The sequence below is a fragment of the Bradyrhizobium sp. USDA 327 genome (genome assembly GCF_041262065.1).
In the GTDB taxonomy this organism is placed as follows: domain Bacteria; phylum Pseudomonadota; class Alphaproteobacteria; order Rhizobiales; family Xanthobacteraceae; genus Bradyrhizobium; species Bradyrhizobium liaoningense.
Window position 1 is genome coordinate 2,953,124 of record NZ_JBGCCW010000001.1, and the last position, 20,648, is coordinate 2,973,771.

Consider the following 20,648-nt stretch of genomic DNA (forward strand, 5'->3'; position numbering starts at 1 on the left):
ATGAGTGAGAGCGCGGTACAGCGACCGTCCGGACGCGGACGCTTCATCACCTTTGAAGGCGGCGAGGGCGCGGGCAAGTCGACCCAGATCAAGAAGCTCGCTGACCGCCTCAAGGCGGCAAAGTTGCGCATCCGGGTCACGCGTGAGCCGGGTGGCTCGCCGGGCGCCGAGATCATGCGTCACCTGGTGCTGTCGGGCATGGGCAAGCTGCTCGGCCCCGAAGCTGAGACGCTGCTGTTTGCCGCCGCGCGCGATGACCATGTCCGCACCGTGATCCTGCCTGCGCTCAACCAGGGCACCTGGGTGCTCTGCGACCGCTTCGCCGACTCGACACGGGCCTATCAGGGCAGCCTCGGCCGCGTTCCCGAGGGCCTGATCAACGCCATGCAAAGGGTCACGATCGGCGATCTCAAGCCTGATCTCACCATCATCCTCGATTTGCCGGTCGAGATTGGCCTGCAACGCGCTGCCGCGCGCCGCGGCAGCGGCACGCCTGACAGGTTCGAGGCCGAGAAGCTCAGCTTCCACGAGGGCCTTCGCGAAGCCTATCGCAAGATCGCAGCGGAGGATCCCGCGCGCTGCGTGCTGATCGACGCCAATTCCGATCCGGACACGGTCGCCGGGCGCATCTGGACCGTGCTGTGCGAACGTCTGCTCCCCACGCCTGCATCAGTGGTGTCAGCATGAGCCCGCGTCAGGCCGAACGCGAAACCGCGATCCCGCATCCGCGCGAGACTTCGCGGCTGTTCGGCCATCGCGAGGCCGAGGCGGCGCTGCTGACGGCCTATCGCAGCGGGCGCATTCCGCATGCCTGGCTGATCGGCGGGCCGCAAGGGATCGGCAAGGCAACGCTGGCCTATCGCATGGCGCGCTTCGTGCTCGCCCATTCTCAGCCGCTCGCGCCCGCCGTGCTGCACGCCGAGAACCTTGCGATCGATCCTGACGACGCGGTCGCGCGGCAGGTGGCCGCCGGCTCGCATGGCGGCCTGCTGGCGCTGGAGCGAACCGCCAATGATCGCGGCGTGATGCGCACCGTGATCACCGTGGACGAGACGCGCGAGACGATCGCGTTCTTTGGCTCGACCGCGGCAGCCGAAGGATGGCGCGTCTGCATCGTCGACACCGTCGACGAGCTCAATCCGAACGCGGCCAACGCGCTTCTGAAGATCCTCGAGGAGCCGCCCCAGCAATCGCTGTTTCTTCTGGTGAGCCACGCGCCCGCGCGCGTGCTCGCCACGATCCAGTCACGCTGCCGCAAGTTGCGCCTGCGTCCGCTCGCCACGGATGACGTGATCGCGGCCGCGGCTTCGGCGGCCGAGCTCGATCCGAACGATCCCGCGCTGCGCGAGGCGGCCGAGGCCTCCGAGGGAAGCGTCGCACGGGCGCTGACGCTGCTCGGCGGCGACGCCCTGAAACTTCAGCAGCGCACGGCGGCGCTGCTCGCGCGCCTGCCGCAGGTCGATCCGCGCGAATTGCACACGCTCGGCGATTCGCTCGGCACCAGCGACCGCGTCGCGCTTGCCGCCTTCGTCGACGGCATCGACCGCTGGATCGCGGAGCGGCTGCATGCGGATGAGGCCAATGCCAACCAGAACCTGCCGCGCCTTGCGCGCCTAGCTGAGGTATGGGAAAAGATCGTCCGCGCCGCGCGTGACACCGAAACCTACAATCTGGAGCGCAAGCCCTTGGTCTTCTCGGTGTTCGGCTGGCTGGCGGACGCAACGCGCTGAAGCATGATCCGGAAAAGTGCGGAGCGGTTTTCCGAAAAGATCATGCGCAAAACAACAACCTAACGCAGGTTCGTTTCCAAATTTCGGACAAGCCGGTAAAGGAATTCGTGGTGGCAACGCGAGCTAAGAAGACCGTCAAAGGCAAGAGCAGCAAGAAGAAGGCTGCCAAGAAGGCCGTGAAGAAAGCCGCCGTGAAGGCCGTGAAGACGCGCGCGGCCAAAGCCGCCAAGAAGACCAAGAAGGCCGCCGCCAGGAAGGGCGGGGCGAAGAGCGCTGCAAAGACGACGAAGAAGGCCGGCAAAAAGGCTGCGAAGGAGCAGGTCGTCGCCAAGAAGGCTTCGAAGAAATCGGCTGCCAACAAGCCGGCCAAGGCTCCGGCAAAGGCTCCGGCGAAGAAGGTCGCGAAGAAGGCGGCTGCACCTGCCGTGACCGCCGCGCCGTCTCCTGTCGTCACGCCGCCGAGGGCTGTGACGCCCAAGGTATCGAAACCCAAGACCCCGCGTGCGCCGAAACCAGTCGCTGCTCCACAGGTCGCCGCACCCGTTGCCGCCCCCGCGCGCGACAACGTCTTCTACATCACGACCGCGATCGCCTATCCCAATGGCAGCCCGCATATCGGCCACGCCTATGAGGCGATCGCGACCGACGCGCTGGCGCGCTTTGCGCGGCTCGACGGCAAGGACGTGTTCTTCCTGACCGGCACCGACGAGCACGGTCAGAAGATGGTTCAGACCGCGGCCGGGGAGGGCATGTCCGCCGCCGCGCTCGCGACCCGCAATGCCGGCCGCTTCAAGGAGATGGACGAGCGTCTGAACGTGTCGTTCGACCGCTTCATTCGTACCACCGAGGAGCAGCATCACCGCTCCAGCCAGGAGATCTGGCGGCGCATGGAAGCGAACGGCGACATCTATGCCGACACCTATTCGGGCTGGTACTCGGTCCGTGACGAGGCCTATTACGCCGAGGACGAGACGCGCGTGAACGACGACGGCGTGCGCCTGGGGCCGCAGGGTACGCCGGTCGAATGGGTCGAGGAGAAGAGCTATTTCTTCCGCCTGTCGGCGTATCAGGACAAGCTGCTCAAGCTCTACGCGGATCACCCTGATTTCATCGGACCGGACTCGCGCAAGAACGAGGTGGTGAGCTTCGTCAAGGGCGGCCTGCGCGATCTCTCGATCTCGCGCACGACCTTCGATTGGGGCGTGAAAGTGCCTGGCGACGAAGGACATGTGATGTATGTCTGGGTCGACGCGCTGACCAACTACATCACCGGCGTCGGCTTTCCCGATGAGAGCGACAAGAACTGGCGCTATTGGCCGGCCGACGTGCACGTCATCGGCAAGGACATCATCCGCTTCCATGCGGTGTATTGGCCGGCCTTCCTTCTGTCGGCCGGAATCCCGCTGCCGAAGCGGGTCTATGCCCACGGCTTCCTGTTCAGCAGGGGCGAGAAGATGTCGAAGTCGGTCGGCAACGTCGTCGATCCCTTCAATCTCGCCGACCAGTACGGCGTCGACCAGATGCGCTATTTCTTCCTGCGCGAGGTGCCGTTCGGACAGGACGGCAACTACAATCATGAGGCCATCGTGGCGCGCATCAATGCCGATCTCGCCAACGACCTCGGCAACCTCGCGCAGCGCTCGCTCTCGATGATAGCCAAGCAGTTCGGCGGCGTGCTGGCCGAGCCCGGGGACTTCAGCGACAACGACAAGGCGATTCTGGCAATGGCCGACGGCATGATCGCTGCGTCACGCGAGGCCATGGCGACGCAGCAGATCCATCAATGGCTCAACGCCGTCTGGGCAGTGGTCGCGGAGGCCAACCGCTATTTCGCCGGGGAGGCGCCGTGGGCGCTCGCGAAGACGGATCCTGCCCGGCAGAAGACGGTGCTCTACGTCACCGCCGAAGTCGTCCGCCAGGTCGCGATCCTTGCTCAGCCGGCGATGCCGACCGCCTCAGGCAAGCTGCTCGATAGCCTCGGCATCCCCGAGACCGAGCGCAAGTTCGCCATGCTCGGTGGCGCCAAGCGCATCGCGCCCGGCTCGACGCTCCCGGCGCCGACGCCGGCGTTCCCGCGCTACGTCGAGCCGGCGGCCTGAAGGCGTTCGCGCGATGCTGGTCGACAGCCACTGCCACCTTGATTTTCCGGACTTTGCGGAAGATCTCGACGGGATCGTGTCGCGGGCGCAAGCGGCCGGCATCACGCGCATGGTCACGATCTCGACGCGGGTGCGCCGGCTGAAGGATCTGCTCGCGATCGCCGAACGCTATGACGACGTCTATTGCTCGGTCGGCACCCATCCGCACAACGCGGACGAGGAGGACGGCATCGCGCCGGACGAGCTTGTTGCCCTGACGCAGCACCCCAAGGTCGTCGCGCTCGGCGAGGCCGGGCTCGACTATTTCTACGACAACGGCTCGCCGGAGGCGCAGGCGAGGGGCTTTCGCGCCCACATCGCCGCCGCTCGCGCCACCGGCCTGCCGCTGGTGATCCACACCCGCGAAGCCGACGAGGACTGCGCACGCATTCTGGAAGACGAGGCGGCAAAGGGATCGTTTCGCGCCGTGCTGCACTGTTACACGGGCGGACGCGAGCTGGCACTGAAGGCGGTGTCGCTCGGGCTCTATATCGGCTTCACGGGAATCCTGACCTTCAAGAAATCAGAAGCCTTGCGCGCGCTCGCGGCCGAACTGCCATCGGACCGTATTCTGGTTGAAACGGACTCGCCCTATCTTGCGCCCGGCAAGTTTCGAGGCAAGCGCAACGAGCCAGCCTATGTCGTCGAGGTGGCAAAAGTGCTCGCCGAGACACGCGGCGTGTCGTTTGACGAGATCTCGCGCCAGACCACTGAAAACTTCTTCCGACTGTTCTCGAAGGTGAGAGCTTGAGACTGGGAACCACATGACGTTGACGCTGACGATCCTGGGCTGCGGCTCCTCCGCCGGCGTGCCGCGCCCGGCGCTCGGCTGGGGCGCCTGTGATCCCAACAATCCCAAGAACCGCCGTCGCCGCTGCTCGCTCCTGGTCGAACGGACGTCCGAGCACGGCACGACACGCATCGTGATCGACACCTCGCCGGATCTGCGCGAGCAGTTGCTCTCGACCAATGTCGACCACATCGACGCAGTGTTCCTGACGCACGAGCACGCCGATCAGACCCACGGCATGGACGATCTGCGTTCGGTCGTCATGCACATGCGCCGTCGTATCCCGACCTACTTCAACCAGTCGACCGCCAAGGACATCCTGTCGCGATTCTCCTATTGCTTCATCTCGCCGGAGGGCAGCGACTACCCGCCGATCCTGACCCGGCATTCGATCGAGGCGGGCGAGAGCCAGACCATCCTGGGGAAGGGCGGCGCCGTGACGATGACAGCCTTCCTGGTGCAGCACGGCAACATTCCCGCGCTCGGCTATCGTATCGGGGATGCCGCCTACACGCCCGACCTCAACGACATCCCGCGCGAGAGCTGGGGCGCACTGGAAAATCTGGATCTCTGGATCGTCGATGGCCTGCGCTACACCAGCCATGTCAGCCATTTCAGCATCAACGACGCGCTGTCCTGGATCGAGCGGTTCAAGCCGAAGCGCGCGGTCATCACCAACATGACCGCCGACGTCGACTACGAGGTCATCCGTCAGTCGCTGCCGGCCGGCGTGGTGCCAGCCTATGACGGGCTGCGGCTGGAGACGCACTGAACCTGGGGTAGAAATTCTGGCGTGAGCCGGCATACTCCTTGCTTGCACCCACCCCATCATGTTGATCTAACGTCTGAAAGACAGGCGTTGGACAGGGCGACATTCAGGCACGACCGGCACGGGTCGATTGGATCGCCTCGTGTGAGGATGGGGATTGCGTTGGCAGGGGACGATGTAGCGGCTCGGGGACCAGTGCGACGCGCGCTGGATCTGCTTTATCTCGGCGCGGGCTACGCCGCGGGCGTCTTCATGGTCGCGATCTTCGCAATCATGATGGTCATGTCGGTCGGGCGCCAGTTTGCGATCAACATTCCCGCCGGCGATGATTTCGCGTCCTGGTGCATGGCCGCGATGGCTTTCCTCGGTCTCGCGCACACATTTAAGCGCGGAGAGATGATCCGCGTTGGATTGCTGCTGGAGCGTCTGCACGGGCGGACCAAGCAGATCGCCGAGATCGTGGCGCTCGGTATTGCCACCGCCTTCATCCTCTATTTCACCCGCTATGCCGTGCAGATGACCTACGACTCCTGGCGCTTCAACGATGTAGCGCAGGGCGTCGTCGCGCTTCCGCTCTGGATTCCGCAGCTCGGCTTTGCCGGTGGCCTTGCGATCATGTCGATCGCGCTCATCGATGAAATGGTCAATGTCGTCGTCGGCAACCGGCCGAGTTACGAGAAGGGCTCGCCGGATGAGACGCCGGACGAATTCATCGAGCGCATCTCGCAGGGCGGCGGAGGTTGACCATGGCCAATCTCGGCATGATCGAGCTGTCGTTCGTTCTGCTCGGCGTCATGATCCTGCTGCTGGGAAGCGGCGTGTGGATCGCGGTCTCGCTTGGACTTGTCGGCTTCGTGGCGATGGCGCTGACGACGAGCCTCCCGCTCGGCGCCGTGCTCGCCACCACCACCTGGAGCGCCAGCTCGTCGTGGACCCTGGCCGCGCTGCCGCTGTTCATCTGGATGGGCGAGATCCTCTTCCGCACCAAATTGTCGGAAGAGATGTTCCGGGGGCTGTCGCCCTGGGTTCAGTGGCTGCCGGGACGCCTGACCCATGTCAACGTGATCGGCTGTGGCATCTTTGCGGCGGTGTCGGGCTCTTCGGCGGCGACCTGCGCGACGATCGGAAAAATCGCGCTGCCTGAGCTGGACAAGCGCGGCTACGACAAGAGCCTGAGTCTCGGATCGCTCGCAGGGGCGGGCACGCTCGGCCTCCTGATTCCGCCCTCGATCCCGATGGTGGTCTACGCGGTCACGGCGAACGTCTCCGTGCTTCAGGTGTTCCTCGGCGGATTCCTGCCGGGCGTGCTCGTGATGGTGCTCTATTCGGGCTACATCATCATCTGGTCGTTGCTCAATCCCAAGAAGGTTCCGCCGCGCGATCCGCCGATGCCGTTCCGGCAGAAGCTGCGAGAGTCTGCGAAGCTCGCACCCTGCCTGCTTCTGATCCTGGCCGTGTTTCTTTCACTCGTGCTGGGCTTTGCGACCGCCACGGAATGCGCCGCATGGGGCGTCACGGGCGCGCTGCTGCTGGCGTGGTGGAGCGGTACGCTCACGCGCAAGAATTTCCTCGAGAGCATCATGAGCGCGACGCGCCTGACCTGCATGATCATGCTGATCCTGGCAGGTGCGGCCTACACCACGGCTGCGATGGCCTATACGGGCATTCCGGCCGCGCTCGCCACCTGGGTTCAGGGGCAGGAGCTGACACCCGGCATGCTCGCGCTGTATCTGAGCATCATGTACATCATCCTGGGATGCCTGATCGACGGCATCTCGATGATCGTTCTGACCGCCGTCATCGTGCTGCCGATGGTCAGGCAGGCCGGGCTCGACCTGGTCTGGTTCGGCGTCTATCTCATCATTCATGTGGAAATGGCGCAGATCACGCCGCCGGTCGGATTCAATCTCTTCGTGCTACAGAACATGAGCGGCCGTGATACGTTCACCGTTGCGCGTGCAGCGTTTCCGTTCTTCGTCCTGCTGCTCGCGTCCGTGTTCATCATCACGGAATACCCGCAGATCGTGATGTTTCTGCCCAAGCTCGCTTTCCCAGACTGAGCGTACGAAGTGTTCAAATTGACTGTGAGGAGAAGCCCGATGACGTCCCGTTTAATCCGCGCATCCTTGATCGCCGGCGCCGTGCTGGCCGCGACGCCCGCCATGGCTCAGACCAAATGGAATCTGCCGGCGGCATATCCAGCCGACAATCCGCACTCCGAGAATCTCGTCGCTTTCGCCAAGGACGTCGAAGCCGCCACCTCCGGCAAGCTCCAGATCACGGTTCATCCGGGCGCCTCGCTGTTCAAGGCACCCGACATCAAGCGCGCGGTGGTGACCGGGCAGGCGCAGATGGGTGAGGTGCTGCTGTCGATCCACGAGAACGAGGATCCGCTCTTCGGCATCGACGTCGTGCCGTTCCTCGCGACCAGCTTCCCGGATGCGATGAAGCTGTATCAGGCTTCCAAGCCCGCGATCGTCAAGAAGCTCGATTCGCAGGGTCTCAAGCTGCTGTTCGTCGTGCCTTGGGCGCCCCAGGGCGTCTATGTCAACAAGCCGCTCGCCACGATCGAGGACATGAAGGGCCTGAAATGGCGGGCCTACAATGTCGGAACCGCGCGGATCGGCGAGCTGGTCGGCGCCCAGTCGGTCACGATCCAGGCGGCGGAATTGCCGCAGGCGCTGGCGACGGGTGTGGTGAACTCCTTCATGTCGTCGGGCGGGACCGGTTACGATTCGAAGGCCTGGGAATCGCTCAAATATTTCTATGACGTGCAGGCCTGGATTCCGAAGGACTACACCTTCGTCAACAAGGCCGCGTTCGAGGCGCTCGACAAGCCGACCCAGGAGGCCATCCTCAAGGCCGCCGCGACCGCGGAAACCCGCGGCTGGAAGGCCTGGCAGGACAAGAGCACCTGGTACATCGACCAGCTTAAGGCGAAAGGCATGACGGTCGAGCCGCCGAGCCCGGCACTCAAGGCCGGCTTCCAGAAGATCGGCGAACAGCTCACGGCCGACTGGCTCAAGAAGGCCGGCGCCGACGGTCAGGCGGTGGTCGACGCCTACAGGAAGATGTGAGAACGGAGAGAGCTTCCGCTCGCCGTGCTTGGCGGGCGGAAGGCTCTACAGACGCTGTTTAAGCCGAGATCGCCTTCACTGATCCGACCTCGTTGCGCAGCAGGAACTTCTGGATCTTGCCGGTCGAGGTCTTCGGGATAGGTCCGAACACGACCGCCTTCGGCGTCTTGAAGCCGCTCATATGCGAACGGCAGAAGGCGATGATGTCGGCCTCGCTGGCGCTGGCGCCGTCCTTCAATTCGACGAAGGCGCAGGGCACTTCACCCCATTTCGGATCGGGCTTGGCGACCACGGCTGCGAACAGCACGGCCGGGTGCTTGTAGAGGATGTCCTCGACTTCGACGGAGGAGATGTTCTCGCCGCCGGAAATGATGATGTCCTTGGAGCGGTCCTTGATGATGACGTAGCCATGCTCGTCGAGCACGCCGAGGTCGCCGGTGTGAAACCAGCCGCCTTCGAACGCTTCCCTGGTCGCCTTCTCGTTCCTGAGATAGCCCTTCATCACGATGTTGCCGCGGAACATGACCTCGCCGATGGTCTCGCCGTCGCGCGGCACCTCCTGCATCGTCTGCGGGTTGATGACGGTGACGGCTTCCTCAAGCGGGTAGGGCACACCCTGCCGGCGCTTCATCCGAGCCCGCTCGGCCGCCGGGAGCTCGTCCCAGCCGGGCTGTTCGGCGCAGACGGAGGCGGGGCCGTAGACCTCGGTCAGGCCGTACACGTGTGTCAGCTTGATGCCGATGCGTTCGGCGCCTTCCAGCACCGCGACCGGCGGCGCTGCGCCAGCGATCAGGCCGACGACGCGGCGGGCCGCATTGTCCTTGGGCGCATCGGGTGCGTTGATCAGCGTGTTGTACACGATCGGCGCGCCGCACATGTGGGTGACGCCGTGCTGCTTGATCAGCTCGAAAATCTTCGTTGGCTCGACCTTGCGCAGGCAGACATTGATGCCGGCTGCGGCCGCAATGGTCCAGGGGAAGCACCAGCCGTTGCAGTGGAACATCGGCAGCGTCCAGAGATAGACCGGATGCTGGCCGAGATTGCCGGCGAGGATGTTGCTGACGGCGTTCAGGTACGCGCCGCGATGATGGGTGACGACGCCCTTGGGATTGCCCGTCGTGCCCGAGGTGTAGCTCAGAGCGATCGCGTCCCATTCATCGCTCGGCCTGACCGCCACGAAGCCGGGATCGCCTTGCGCAACGGCTGCCTCATACTCGATCTCGCCGATGCGCGTGCCGCCCTTGAACGATGCGTCGTCGACGTCGACCACGAGCGGCTTGGGGCCCTTCATCTGCGCGAGCGCATCGGTGATCACGCCGGAGAATTCGGGGTCGACCAGGATGATCCTGGCGCCGCCATGGTCGAGCTGGAACGCGATGGAGGGCGCATCGAGGCGGATGTTGAGCGCGTTGAGCACAGCGCCGGTCATGGGCACGGCGAAATGCGCCTCGTTCATCGCGGGAATGTTCGGCAGCATCGCCGCAACGGTGTCGCCGACGCCGATGCCCTTGCGCGCCAGCCAGGACGCAAATCGCCTGCAGCGTTCATAGGTCTGTGCCCAGGTGAAGCTGCGGCCCTCATAGACGGTGCTGACGTGATCGGGATAGACGGCGGCGCTGCGCGCGAGGAAGCTCAGCGGGCTCAGCGGCACGTAGTTGGCGGGTGTCTTGTCGAGGCCGATATTGTACGGGTTCTGCCGCTCACTCATCGACACACTCCTTAAATCGCGTCAAAGAAATCCGATCGAGATCCAGGGGAAGATCGCGACGATGATCAATCCCACCAGCAGCGCCAGCAGATAGCCCCAGATCGGCCTGATGCCCTCAGCCGGATCGACCCGTCCAATGGCGCAAGCGGCATAATAGCCCACGCCGAACGGCGGGGCGAATAGCCCGATACCCATGGCGAGAATGATCACCATGGCATAGTGGACCTCGTGCACGCCCACGGCGCGGGCGATCGGAAACAGCAACGGTCCGAACAGCACGATGGCCGGAATGCCCTCCAGCACGCTGCCGAGAATGGTGAAGGCGAGGATCGAGACGGCAATGAAGGTCGCCGCTCCGCCGGGCAGCCCCGTCATGGCCGCCGCCAGCGAACGCGAGAACCCGGATTGGGTCAGGCCCCAGGCCATGCCGGTCGCCGTGCCGATGATCAGGAGGATCGCGCCCGACAGCGCCGCCGTCTCGACCAGCATCGGAAACAGCCGCCGCCAGTCGAAGCGGCGGTAGACGAGGAGGCCGACGAGGGCGCCATAGACGATGCCGATGGTGGAGACCTCGGTCGCGGTGGCGATGCCCTCGACGACGGCGTAGCGGATCACGAAGGGCAGCGCGAGCGCGGGCAGGGCGACGATGAAGGTCCTGCCGATCTCGGATGCCGTGGCGCGGCGGACGTGACTCATGTCCTCGTGGCGGTAGCGCCACCACACCAGCATGCACAGCGTGATCGCGAGCACGACGCCGGGCAACAGGCCGCCTGTGAACAGGGCTGCGATCGAGACGCCGGTGACCGAGCCGATCGTGATCAGCACGAGGCTCGGCGGAATCGTCTCGGTCTGGGCGCCCGTCGCCGCAAGAAGCGCAACGAGGTCGCCAGGCTTGGCACCGCGCTCTTTCATCTCGGGAAACAGCACGGGCGCGACGGCGGCCATGTCGGCGGCCTTGGCCCCGGAAATGCCGGAGACCAGATACATCGCGCCGACCAGCACGTAGTGCAGGCCGCCCCTGATATGGCCGAGCAGGCTCGCCAGGAACGCCACCATGGCCCGCGCCATGCCGGTCATCTCGATCAGGAGGCCGAGGAACACGAACAACGGCACCGAGAGCAGGATGAGGTGGCTCATGCCCTCGTCCATGCGCCCGACCAGCACCATGACCGGCGTGCGTGTGGCGAGCGCGAGATAGCCAAAGATGGCCAGGCCAAAGCCGAACGCAATGGGAACACCGGCAAAGACGCAGAAGCCGGCAACGCCGACGAAGAAGATGACGAGGTTGAGATTGCCGAGCTGCCGCAGGAGCGGCTCCGCCAGCCAGAACAGGCCGATTATGGCAGCAACGGTGACGAAGGCAGTTGCGACCATCCGGTAATCGGCCGCGCGCAGCAGCCGCAGCAAGGCAAAGGCCGCCATGAGGCCGATACCGGTCGGCAGCGCGGCGGCGCGCCACATGTTGGAGATCTGGAGCGCCGGGGTGGTTATGTAGCTCTCTTCGTAGGCATAGTCGAAGGACGGCCAGACGATCAGCGCCAGGAACGCCAGCGCCGCGCAGGTTGCGACCAGATCGAGATAGGCCCGCATCCCAGGCCTGGCGCTCGCGACGACCGCGGTCATGCGCATGTGCTCGGAGCGGCGGAAGGCGACCGCCGCGCCCAGCATGGCCAGCCACAGGAACAGGATCGAAGCGAGCTCGTCGGACCAGATCAGCGGCCGGTGCAGGCCGTAGCGCGCGACCACCCCGGCGAACAGGATCACGATTTCGGCGACGACGAGAATCGCCGCCGGGACTTCGACGAGGAGGCCGAGCACGCGTTCCGTTGAGCCCAGCAACGAAGGTCGGCGAGGGGACTGCACAGCCACCTCGCCCGTTACTTCGGTCACCTCAATCTCGATATGAGCCATGACGGCCCCGACGCGTTACGACAGCTTGCCGACGGCCTTCTCCAGGAGATCCCAGGCCTGGTCGCCGTACTTGCCTTTCCACTCGGCATAGAAGCCGGCAGACCGCAGCTTCTCCCGGAATGGCGCCACGGCCGGCTGGTTGAAGGTCAGGCCCTTGCCCGCGAGCTCCTGCTGCAGGCTGGCATTGAGCTTGGCGGTGTCCTCGCGCTCCTTCACGGCCGCGGCGTTGATGTTCTTGGCGACGATGGCGCGCACGTCCTGCGGCAGCTTTTCCCAGGCCCGGCGGTTGGCCAGGAACCAGAAGCCGTCCCACATGTGGTTGGTCAAAGAGCAGTACTTCTGCACCTCGTAGAGTTTTGCCGTCGAGATGATCGCGAGCGGGTTCTCCTGGCCCTCGACGATCTTGGTCTGGAGTGCCGAATAGACCTCGCTGAAATTGATCGAGGCGGGCGCCGCATCGAACGCCTTGAACATCGAGGTCCACAGCGGCGACACCGGCACGCGGATCTTGAAGCCCTTCAGGTCGTCCGGCCCGGTGATCGGCTTGGTCGACGACGTGGTCTGGCGGAAGCCGTTGTCCCAGATCCTGTCCATGACTTCGAGGCCGGCCTTCTTGATCTCGCCGCGGACATGGGCGCCGAGATCACCGTCCATGGCCTTCCAGACCGTGTCGTAGTCCGGGAACGCGAAGCCGATGCCGTTGATGGACGCCGCCGGCACCAGGGTCGACAGGATCAGTCCCGACAGCGTGAAGAACTCGACGCCGCCGGAGCGAATCTGGCTCAGCATGTCGGTGTCGGACCCGAGCTGGTTGTTCGGGAAGATCTGCAGGTCGAACTTGCCGCCGGTCTCGCTCTTGATCGCCGCGGCCATCTCCTTGGCGCGCACGTTCATCGGATGGGTGTCGGGCAGGTTGTTGGCATATTTGTAGGTGAACTCGGCGCTCTGGGCGCGGGCCACATGGGGCGCACTGAGGCCGCCCAGGACCGCGGTCGCGGCGGAGGCCTTGAGAAGCGTGCGTCGGGAAAAGCTCATGGGTCTGCTTCCTCGGAAGGTTTGTTGTTGTTCTTGAGATGCAAACCTATACGGACGGTCGGCCTTCAGGTCATCTGCGATCTCGCGAGGCCTCGCTTATTGCAGCCGGACAACGTCACGGCAATATCGGGTTTCGGAGCACGGGGCCCATTTCAAAATCTGAAAAACAACCCCATGCACAGTAGCCGTCAAGAGCTGGGGCGACGGTCAAGGCGTTGTCCGAAAACCGTGTTCAATTGAACGTGCTGCACCAGGAATCTCGCCTAAATATTTGATCTGATTGTAGATAAATATATTCCATAATATACCTTATGCGAATTAGAGATTGGGCGCGCAGCGTTCCCTGGAGCCGTCGGAGAAGCGTGCCGTTACCCGACCCCCCACTTCGGCCACCGCCACAAGGTTCTTGCCGTGATGGTAGCTCTCGGTTGGAAAGGCCGCCCTCAAAAGCCCGTAGAGATGGCCCCACGACGTGAGTACTTGACGCAACCCGAGTTCGCCCTCGATGCGTCCGCTGCGGTCGAGCACCCGTCGGCCCGGGACGACTACGCCAACGGCGGCCGCTTCGGTGTCGATGCCAGCCCGCCCCAACACGTCGAACAATTCGCGGTGCGTAACGATCCCCGCGCCCCGGCCGGCGAGTTCGGCACCGATGCGTTCGTATATGTCGACACTCCAGCCTTCCCGTCGCAGGAGTAACGCCGCGAACAATCCGGCCATGGAGCCACCGATCACAAGCGCTCTCGGCTGCGCTTCGCGTGTGCTGCGATCGTTCGTCATAGGCGGCCTCCCTTCAATGCAATCGGACGGATCGTCAGATTGTTATTTATCGTTTGATCAATTATTGGGGCGGCATTGACGGGAGTCAACGATTATTTATCGTTTGATAAATATAAAGTGATCGGTTTTGGCGGCTCGGGCGAGTTGGGAGTACGGTGTATGACTATGGAAAATGGCACTCCAGCCGAAGAAGCAAATGTGAAGAAATCCATCGGTGCTCGTTCCAAAACACCCGTCCGAGAGCAGCAGCGGCTAGACCCGTCCGAGCGCGAGGCGATCATCGCGCGCGAGGCGGTCTCCTTCTTCGCCGAGCATGGGTTCGAGGGGCAGACCCGCGAGCTCGCCAAGCGACTGCGGATCACACAGCCCCTGCTCTATCGATACTTCCCCAGCAAGGAAGCCCTCATCGAACGAGTCTACCAGGAGGTCTTTGTCGAGCGCTGGAAGCCGTCATGGGAAAAGGTCATTGCCGACCGTTCCGTTCCCCTCAAAATGAGGCTGACCCGGTTTTACCGCGAGTATGCCGAAGTCATTCTCACGTACGAATGGATCCGCCTGTTCATGTTCGCGGGTCTGAAGGATCTCGGATTGAACGCCCGCTACCTGAAGATGCTCCGCGAACGCGCATTCGAAAGGGTGATAGAGGAGATCCGGTTCGAATACGGACGTCCGTCCACCCGAGAGGTGCCGACCACAGTCCTCGAGATCGAGATGGTATGGGGACTTCATGCGGCGATCTTCTATCTTGGAGTGCGTCAGTTCATCTATTCCATGCCGCTGGAAGCCGACGTCAATTCGATCATTGACGCGAAGGTGACGACGTTCCTTGGCGGCATCCGCTCCGTTCTGCCGGCGAAATTGTGAACTGGACACTGCTAGCTCGCGGTCGCTGGACGTTCCAGATCTCCATAGCGTCGCCGTGAGATCGCGACGCGAAAGATAAATAGATCCAGGACATGGGCCCGACTTGGCGCGCTTAATTCGGCCCGGTTGCGCGGCTGGTGCCAAGCGAGTCACCTCCGGTCGTGTCGAGCTGGCCTCGCGTTCCAATCACACGCCGATCGCTTTTCTTATCCGCGCCGACGTGATCGGAAGTTGAGAGAACCTGACCCCCGAGGCATCCCTGATGGCATTCGTGAGCGCAGCCCCCGTCGGACCTTGCGCGGCCTCGGCGACGCCGTAGAAGCCGTCGCCCGGGCGATCCACCAGATGGACTTCGACCCTCTCTGGGACGCTGTCGAATCGCATGATCGGATAGGACGCCCAATCCACGGATGTGACACGGGTGCGGTCGAATCTGACCTGCTCGAATAGCGTCCAGCTTGTCGCCTGCAGGATGCCGCCTTCGATCTGATTGCGGACGCCGTCCGGATTCACGATCTGCCCGGTGTCCACAGCTGCTACGACCCGACGAACGCGAACCGCGCCGCTCAAGCGGATGAGTTCGACCTCGACCGCCACCGCGCACCAGGCTTCGAGATTCTTGTACCTGGCGAAGCCGAACCCGAATCCGGTGCCTCCGGAAAGCTTCTTCCGTCCGCTCCATCCGAAACGCGAAGCTGCCGTTTCGATGACGGACCGTGCCCGCGGATCTTCCATGTGTCTGAGCCGAAACGCGACGGGATCCTGCCCCGAACGGACTGCCAATTCGTCGAGGACGCTCTCGATCGAGAACACATTCAGATAGCCGCCCAATGAACGCATCGACGAGCCGCGCAAGGGCATGTCGGGAAGAAAGTGGCTGATCACCTTGCAGTTCTCGATCGCGTAGAGCGGAATCGCGTTCCGGTCGCCGCCTCCCTCGGGCTGCGCGAGGGCGACAGGAGGCGCCGGTGGGAAGGCGTTTGACTTCAGACGCGCCGCGATCAATGTCCCGGGCGGACCTGGCCGCATCATGTGCGACTGGCTCCAAACTTCGTGGTGCCAATCGGCGATCGCGCCGTCGGCTCCGACCGTGGCCTTGAGCTTGACCACCATGCCGGGCCCGAACGGATCCCACGCGTGTTCCTGCTCGCGCATCAGTTGGACCCTGACCGGTCGGCCTGGGACAGTGAGAGCAAGCATAGCGGCGTCGGCCGCGACGTCATCTGCGCCGTTCTGGCCGTAGCACCCCGCGCCTTCGGCGTGCACGCAGCGCACATCTTCGGTCTGCATTTTCAACATGCCGGCGATCGCATCGCGGAGGAAGAACACGCCTTGGGTATGGGTCCAAACCGTGAGCTTTCCGTCCTCGAACGTCGCAAGAGCGCACGCAGGTCCGATCGATCCATGGGTGAGATAGGGCCTGCTGAAGGTGCCATCGACCGTAATGCCCGGCTTACCTGGATTTCCGCTGTCACGAATCGTCGTGTCGCGCGACGGGAGATTCATCAGCGCGGTCGGCAGATCCTTCTCGTCGGGTAGTTCCTGTTGCTCGATCCACGTCGTGGAGGCCGCCAAGTTTCGCATCGCCTGGACCGCGGTCCATTCGCTCTCCGCGACTACACCAAGGAAATTTCCGTCTCGCACGACCTTGACGATCCCGCTCATCCGCTCGATGCGCGCCACATCGCAGTCCCGGAGCGTTGCGCCGTAGCTCGGCGGGCGAACGACGCGACCGTGCAGCATCCCCTCCGGGCGAAGATCCTGGACGTAAGCCGCTCCCCCCGTCACCTTGGCCGGAAGGTCGATTCTCGGAACCGGCCGGTTCATGATGGTGAAGTCTGAGGGAGGGGTCAGATGCGATATCTGACCGGCGTCGACGGCCAGCAGCTGATCGCGCACCAATTCGCCGAAGCCGAGGCGCCTACCGTCCTCGCCCGACACCTCGCCGCCATGCACCCGCAGCGAGGCGGCAGGTACATCCAGCCTTCGGGCCGCCTCTTCGCGGAGCAGTTCGCGCGCCTGGGCTGCCGCATGCCGGATCGCGGTGCCCGAATCCTGCATCGAGTGGCTGGCGGCCGTGTAGCCTTCGTTCGGTGTTCGCCCCGTGTCGGCCGTGATCAGAGAAAGCCTGCTCAACGGGAGCTTGAGTTCTTCGGCAGCGATCTGCAAAATCGCCGTCTTGAGACCCTGGCCGAGTTCGGCCTTTCCGGTAAGAATCGTGGCTGCGCCTGAAGCGTCGATGCGGATCCAGGCGTCGATTCTCGGAGTATCGTCCAGGCTTCCCGGTAAACCAAGATTCGAGGGACCTCCCCCCGTACCGGTTTCGGTTTGTGCATGCGACCGGGATATTCGGAAGGCGACGACGAGTGCGCCGGCGCCGGCCAGGACACTGCGCCGCGAAACCGTTCTCTTCATCGCCTTGTCCTTGCTTCGACAGTAGTCTTCGATCGCAATTCATCCGCGGCTCTTCGAATCGCCCGCAGGATGCGCATGTGCGTCCCGCATCGGCAGAGATGGGGCTGCAGTTCCGCCTTGATCGACTCGTCGGAGGCGTGCGGATCGCGATCCAGTAGCGCTTGGGCTCGCATCATCATGCCCGGGATGCAGTAGCCGCATTGTGCGGCCTGCTCCTCGATGAAACCGCGCTGCATCGGACTAGGGGCGTCCCGGCTCCCGATCCCCTCAAGCGTTGTCACTTTACGTCCCTCCAGGACCATCAGCGGCGTCACGCAAGAGAATATCGCCTTGCCGTCGACGATGACGGTGCAGGCACCGCACTGGCCTAGCCCGCAACCGAACTTTGCGGCGTTAAGACCGAGTTCGTCCCTGAGGACGTAGAGCAGCGGCGTATCGGCGCTTGCTTTGATCGTTCGGCTCTCACCGTTGACTATCAGAGTTGTCATAATGTTGCGCCGAGCCTCCTTAGTCCTTGACCGATCGCCCTCATTGTCCGCCTCTTGCTTCCGCGACCGCTTTGTCCAGCCCGTCCCACCGCTGCCTTCCCGCAAGTCGCGTACGCAGATAATTCGCAAGATCCGAGATCTGTCGGTCGTCGAGAATTTCACCGAAACCGGGCATGATTGGGCGCGCGGAAGCGCCGGCGGCTGCCGGGATTCCCCGTACCACCAGATTAACGAGGTTGGCTGGCGTCGCATCGGCGAGCGCGGTGGAGAGATCGAGTCTCAAGCCCCCGAACGGCACTGGCCTGTCGCCTTCGTGACATGAAGCGCAGACGGTGATGTAGATCGCGCCGCCAGCCTCGGGCGGGATGGCAGATGTGGCCGCCTGCATGCCGGCCGCCTGCGGCAGGCGGCCCGGCCCGGCAGCAACCTTTTCGACGTCGTTCCGCCCCTTCCCCTTTCCGAGAGAGGCGAGATAATAGGCCATCGCTCCCACGTCCGACGGATCTACCTGGGACAGATTGTCGACCACGTTCGCCATGGGGCCCTGGGCGGTGCCATGTTGGGGATGAAAACCATGCGCGAGATAATCCGCGAGGGCGGCTTCATCCCACGCGGCCGGTGCCGGCGAAATTCCGCCAAGCGCATAGGCGCGCCAGCCTTCGGCTTCGCCTCCGGAAAAGCCGGAAGATGTCATCTCGGCTCCGAGGAGATTTCGAGGGGAATGGCAGGCTCCGCAATGGCCCAGTCCGTCGACCAGATATTTTCCCCTATTCCATTTCTCGTCCTTCGACGGGTCGGCGACGAAACGCGACGGATGCAGAAAGAGAAGCTTCCAGCCGGCCAGAGTGAGACGGACGTTGAGAGGAAATGGAAGTTCGTTGGAGGGCGCCGACGACTTCACCGGATCGATCGACATGAAGAAGGCGTACAACGCCTTGGCATCATCGTCGGTCACGCGCGTGAAGTGGTCGTAGGGAAACGCGGGATAGAGATGGCGACCTTCGCGATCCACGCCGGACCGTAGAGCGCGAATGAAAGCCTGCTCCGACCAGCGACCTATGCCCGTCTCCGGATCCGGCGTGATGTTCGTGGAGTAGATAGTTCCAAAGGGCGTCGGCATCGCGAGCCCTCCGGCGTATGAGAGTCCGCCCGCCGCGGTATGGCATGTGGCGCAGTCTCCGAGAAGTGCGAGACTTGCGCCACGACGAGCCAATGCGCGATCCGGCGTTACATGCGATCGAGGATCGCTCGGAGCAATAGGCGATTCCCACGCATATAGAAGCGCCGCCGTCCCGCCAAACGCACCAATCGCAAGTAGCGCGAAGAAGACAAACCTGAACTTCATCACCCTTCCTTCATCGAGACCTAGGCGATATCAGCGGACGTCGCGCGATTTCTTTTGAGTTTCATGCGCGGCTTGCACAATCTCCAGATCGCTGCTCGACGAGCCAGTCCAAACCACGCTCACGGAATCCAATACGACCGCTCGTTCACGGAGTAAGAGGCTTGGGGAAGAGCCTCGCTTCAGGACGAATGCGGGGCTGCGGATGTCATCGCAGCGCGTAGGGCCGTAATGCTCACGCGACCAAAACCACATGCAGATTGGAGCCGCCACCGCCGCGCCTTGTTATTTATCACGTGATAATTAACTGTCAATCCTGTTCGAAGGTCAAGAGCCGGCGCGTGAAAGAAGAAGCGCTTGCCGGCGCAAAGAGGATTTCGCAGCCATGTCGACTTCAACAGTCACGACGGACCGCCAGGCACCCAGCCTCACCCGCGCTCGCATCTTCGCGATGGCGGTCTGCGCCGGGATCGCGGTCGCAAATATATACTACAACCAGCCCCTGCTCGGCCTGATCGAAGCGAGCTATCCGGACTCGACCGCAATCGGCCTCATCCCCACCGCCACGCAATTCGGTTACGCCGTCGGCCTTCTCTTTCTGGTGCCATTAGGCGACATTGTGGAAAGAAGGCGTCTAATCGCAGCGCAATTCCTCGTTCTGTCTGCTGCTCTCGCGTTCGCCGCAATCGCTCCGTCTACGCATGCTTTGATCGCGGCGTCGCTAACACTGGGCGTGGCAGCGACCGTGGCCCAACAGATCGTCCCCTTCGCCGCGACGCTCGCCGACGACCGGACCAGGGGCAGCGCCGTAGGCACCGTGGTCAGCGGGATTCTGGGAGGCATTCTCCTCAGCCGTACGATCGCCGGCTTCGTTGGATCGCACTTCGGATGGCGCGAGATGTTCTGGCTGGGCGTTCCTTTGGCACTTGCTGCTGCCGCGCTGGTCCGTTCGATCCTGCCTCTGCACCATGCGAAGCAAGACATCGGATATCTCGCCGCGCTGCGCTCGCTCGTCCACTTGCTCGTCGAGGAGCCACAGCTTCGTCTCGCCGCCGCGACGCAAGCGATGCTGTTCGCCTCCTTCATCGCCTTCTGGACCATACTTTCGCTTCATCTCCAGGAACCCGCATTCGGGCTTGGACCCGAGATCGCTGGTCTGTTCGGCGTCATCGGCGCGTCCGGCATCTTCGCCGCTCCTCTCGCAGGACGCGTCGCCGACAGACGCGGTCCACACGTGGTGGTCGCGATCGCAGCCGCCATCTCGCTTTCCTCATGGGCCGTTTTCGCGGGCTGGAACGCGATTGCGGGATTGGTCGTCGGGGTGGTGCTCCTCGACATCGGCGTGAACGCCGCACTTGTATCGAACCAACATCTGATCTTCGCGCTTCGTCCGGAGGCCCGGAGCAGGTTGAATACCGTGTTCATGACAGCAATGTTCATCGGCGGCTCGCTCGGTTCCCTCGGGGCGAGTTGGGCGTATACGCACCTTTCCTGGCTCGGAGTCTGCGCCTATGGGGCCGCTCTTGCGGCAGCGGGGCTGCTTCTGCAACTGCCGACGCTTGCGACCCGCGCCGGCAAGGCATCGAAACACTAGGGCCACG

Annotated in this window: 17 protein-coding genes; 10 read left to right on the forward strand and 7 right to left on the reverse strand. The window is 63.5% G+C overall.

Features of this window, described 5'->3' with window-relative positions:
- The 8 genes from tmk to ABIA42_RS13620 all read left to right on the forward strand — a co-directional run bounded on the left by tmk (window position 1) and on the right by ABIA42_RS13620 (window position 8,504).
- Window positions 1–687: a dTMP kinase gene (tmk, locus tag ABIA42_RS13585; RefSeq protein WP_271528325.1), complete on the forward strand. Its 687-nt coding sequence runs from the start codon at window positions 1–3 to the stop codon at window positions 685–687.
- Window positions 684–1,730, forward strand: coding sequence for a DNA polymerase III subunit delta' (locus ABIA42_RS13590; protein WP_271528326.1), 1,047 nt, complete (start codon window positions 684–686; stop codon window positions 1,728–1,730). The genes tmk and ABIA42_RS13590 overlap by 4 nt, the downstream gene beginning before the upstream one ends.
- Window positions 1,731–1,840: 110 nt before the next feature.
- Window positions 1,841–3,829, forward strand: coding sequence for a methionine--tRNA ligase (gene metG, locus ABIA42_RS13595; RefSeq protein ID WP_271528327.1), 1,989 nt, complete (start codon window positions 1,841–1,843; stop codon window positions 3,827–3,829).
- A gap of 13 nt (window positions 3,830–3,842) precedes the next feature.
- Window positions 3,843–4,619, forward strand: coding sequence for a TatD family hydrolase (locus ABIA42_RS13600; protein ID WP_370113066.1), 777 nt, complete (start codon window positions 3,843–3,845; stop codon window positions 4,617–4,619).
- A gap of 13 nt (window positions 4,620–4,632) precedes the next feature.
- Entirely contained in the window at window positions 4,633–5,430 is a 798-nt protein-coding gene (locus ABIA42_RS13605) for an MBL fold metallo-hydrolase (protein ID WP_028179866.1), read from the forward strand.
- Window positions 5,431–5,577: 147 nt separating this feature from the next.
- Entirely contained in the window at window positions 5,578–6,171 is a 594-nt protein-coding gene (locus tag ABIA42_RS13610) for a TRAP transporter small permease (RefSeq protein ID WP_271528330.1), read from the forward strand.
- Window positions 6,172–6,173: 2 nt separating this feature from the next.
- Entirely contained in the window at window positions 6,174–7,487 is a 1,314-nt protein-coding gene (locus ABIA42_RS13615) for a TRAP transporter large permease (protein WP_370113063.1), read from the forward strand.
- 39 nt (window positions 7,488–7,526) lie between these two features.
- On the forward strand, window positions 7,527–8,504 hold the full coding sequence (locus ABIA42_RS13620; RefSeq protein WP_370113061.1) for a TRAP transporter substrate-binding protein: 978 nt from the start codon (window positions 7,527–7,529) through the stop codon (window positions 8,502–8,504).
- Between the two features lie 58 nt (window positions 8,505–8,562).
- Here ABIA42_RS13620 and ABIA42_RS13625 read toward each other — a convergent pair whose 3' ends face one another.
- From ABIA42_RS13625 to ABIA42_RS13640, 4 genes are all read right to left on the reverse strand, one after another.
- Window positions 8,563–10,212: an acyl-CoA synthetase gene (locus ABIA42_RS13625; protein ID WP_370113059.1), complete on the reverse strand. Its 1,650-nt coding sequence runs from the start codon at window positions 10,210–10,212 to the stop codon at window positions 8,563–8,565.
- Between the two features lie 21 nt (window positions 10,213–10,233).
- A complete protein-coding gene (locus tag ABIA42_RS13630) occupies window positions 10,234–12,123 on the reverse strand; it encodes a TRAP transporter large permease subunit (RefSeq protein WP_370113057.1) in 1,890 nt (629 codons plus the stop codon).
- Between the two features lie 15 nt (window positions 12,124–12,138).
- On the reverse strand, window positions 12,139–13,158 hold the full coding sequence (locus ABIA42_RS13635; protein ID WP_370113055.1) for a TRAP transporter substrate-binding protein: 1,020 nt from the start codon (window positions 13,156–13,158) through the stop codon (window positions 12,139–12,141).
- Window positions 13,159–13,476: 318 nt separating this feature from the next.
- Window positions 13,477–13,938 carry an FAD-dependent monooxygenase gene (locus tag ABIA42_RS13640; protein ID WP_370113053.1) on the reverse strand — a complete coding sequence of 154 codons (462 nt, stop codon included), beginning with the start codon at window positions 13,936–13,938 and terminating at the stop codon, window positions 13,477–13,479.
- Between the two features lie 159 nt (window positions 13,939–14,097).
- Here ABIA42_RS13640 and ABIA42_RS13645 point away from each other — a divergent pair, with 159 nt between their 5' ends.
- A complete protein-coding gene (locus ABIA42_RS13645) occupies window positions 14,098–14,802 on the forward strand; it encodes a TetR/AcrR family transcriptional regulator (protein WP_370113051.1) in 705 nt (234 codons plus the stop codon).
- Between the two features lie 186 nt (window positions 14,803–14,988).
- Here ABIA42_RS13645 and ABIA42_RS13650 read toward each other — a convergent pair whose 3' ends face one another.
- Genes ABIA42_RS13650 through ABIA42_RS13660 form a run of 3 tightly spaced genes read right to left on the reverse strand, consistent with a single transcriptional unit; the run spans window position 14,989 to window position 19,050 of the window.
- Window positions 14,989–17,217, reverse strand: coding sequence for a molybdopterin cofactor-binding domain-containing protein (locus tag ABIA42_RS13650; RefSeq protein WP_370113049.1), 2,229 nt, complete (start codon window positions 17,215–17,217; stop codon window positions 14,989–14,991).
- Window positions 17,214–17,705, reverse strand: a complete 492-nt coding sequence (locus ABIA42_RS13655; RefSeq protein ID WP_370113047.1) for a (2Fe-2S)-binding protein — start codon at window positions 17,703–17,705, stop codon at window positions 17,214–17,216. The genes ABIA42_RS13650 and ABIA42_RS13655 overlap by 4 nt, the downstream gene beginning before the upstream one ends.
- Window positions 17,706–17,745: 40 nt before the next feature.
- Window positions 17,746–19,050 (reverse strand): c-type cytochrome, encoded by a 1,305-nt coding sequence (locus ABIA42_RS13660; protein ID WP_370113045.1) that lies wholly within the window; start codon window positions 19,048–19,050, stop codon window positions 17,746–17,748.
- A gap of 382 nt (window positions 19,051–19,432) precedes the next feature.
- On the opposite strand from ABIA42_RS13660, the gene ABIA42_RS13665 reads away from it, so the two are divergent.
- Window positions 19,433–20,641: an MFS transporter gene (locus ABIA42_RS13665; RefSeq protein ID WP_370113043.1), complete on the forward strand. Its 1,209-nt coding sequence runs from the start codon at window positions 19,433–19,435 to the stop codon at window positions 20,639–20,641.
- Window positions 20,642–20,648: the final 7 nt, after the last annotated feature.

Coding starts and splice junctions, on each gene's coding strand:
- ABIA42_RS13630 (WP_370113057.1), bottom strand. CDS start 12,123: ATGGCTCATATCGAGATTGAGGTGACCGAAGTAACGGGCGAGGTGGCT.
- ABIA42_RS13660 (WP_370113045.1), bottom strand. CDS start 19,050: ATGAAGTTCAGGTTTGTCTTCTTCGCGCTACTTGCGATTGGTGCGTTT.
- ABIA42_RS13590 (WP_271528326.1), top strand. CDS start 684: ATGAGCCCGCGTCAGGCCGAACGCGAAACCGCGATCCCGCATCCGCGC.
- ABIA42_RS13600 (WP_370113066.1), top strand. CDS start 3,843: ATGCTGGTCGACAGCCACTGCCACCTTGATTTTCCGGACTTTGCGGAA.
- ABIA42_RS13650 (WP_370113049.1), bottom strand. CDS start 17,217: ATGAAGAGAACGGTTTCGCGGCGCAGTGTCCTGGCCGGCGCCGGCGCA.
- tmk (WP_271528325.1), top strand. CDS start 1: ATGAGTGAGAGCGCGGTACAGCGACCGTCCGGACGCGGACGCTTCATC.
- ABIA42_RS13665 (WP_370113043.1), top strand. CDS start 19,433: ATGTCGACTTCAACAGTCACGACGGACCGCCAGGCACCCAGCCTCACC.
- ABIA42_RS13605 (WP_028179866.1), top strand. CDS start 4,633: ATGACGTTGACGCTGACGATCCTGGGCTGCGGCTCCTCCGCCGGCGTG.
- ABIA42_RS13655 (WP_370113047.1), bottom strand. CDS start 17,705: ATGACAACTCTGATAGTCAACGGTGAGAGCCGAACGATCAAAGCAAGC.
- ABIA42_RS13635 (WP_370113055.1), bottom strand. CDS start 13,158: ATGAGCTTTTCCCGACGCACGCTTCTCAAGGCCTCCGCCGCGACCGCG.
- ABIA42_RS13645 (WP_370113051.1), top strand. CDS start 14,098: ATGACTATGGAAAATGGCACTCCAGCCGAAGAAGCAAATGTGAAGAAA.
- ABIA42_RS13625 (WP_370113059.1), bottom strand. CDS start 10,212: ATGAGTGAGCGGCAGAACCCGTACAATATCGGCCTCGACAAGACACCC.
- ABIA42_RS13640 (WP_370113053.1), bottom strand. CDS start 13,938: ATGACGAACGATCGCAGCACACGCGAAGCGCAGCCGAGAGCGCTTGTG.
- ABIA42_RS13620 (WP_370113061.1), top strand. CDS start 7,527: ATGACGTCCCGTTTAATCCGCGCATCCTTGATCGCCGGCGCCGTGCTG.
- ABIA42_RS13615 (WP_370113063.1), top strand. CDS start 6,174: ATGGCCAATCTCGGCATGATCGAGCTGTCGTTCGTTCTGCTCGGCGTC.
- ABIA42_RS13610 (WP_271528330.1), top strand. CDS start 5,578: ATGGGGATTGCGTTGGCAGGGGACGATGTAGCGGCTCGGGGACCAGTG.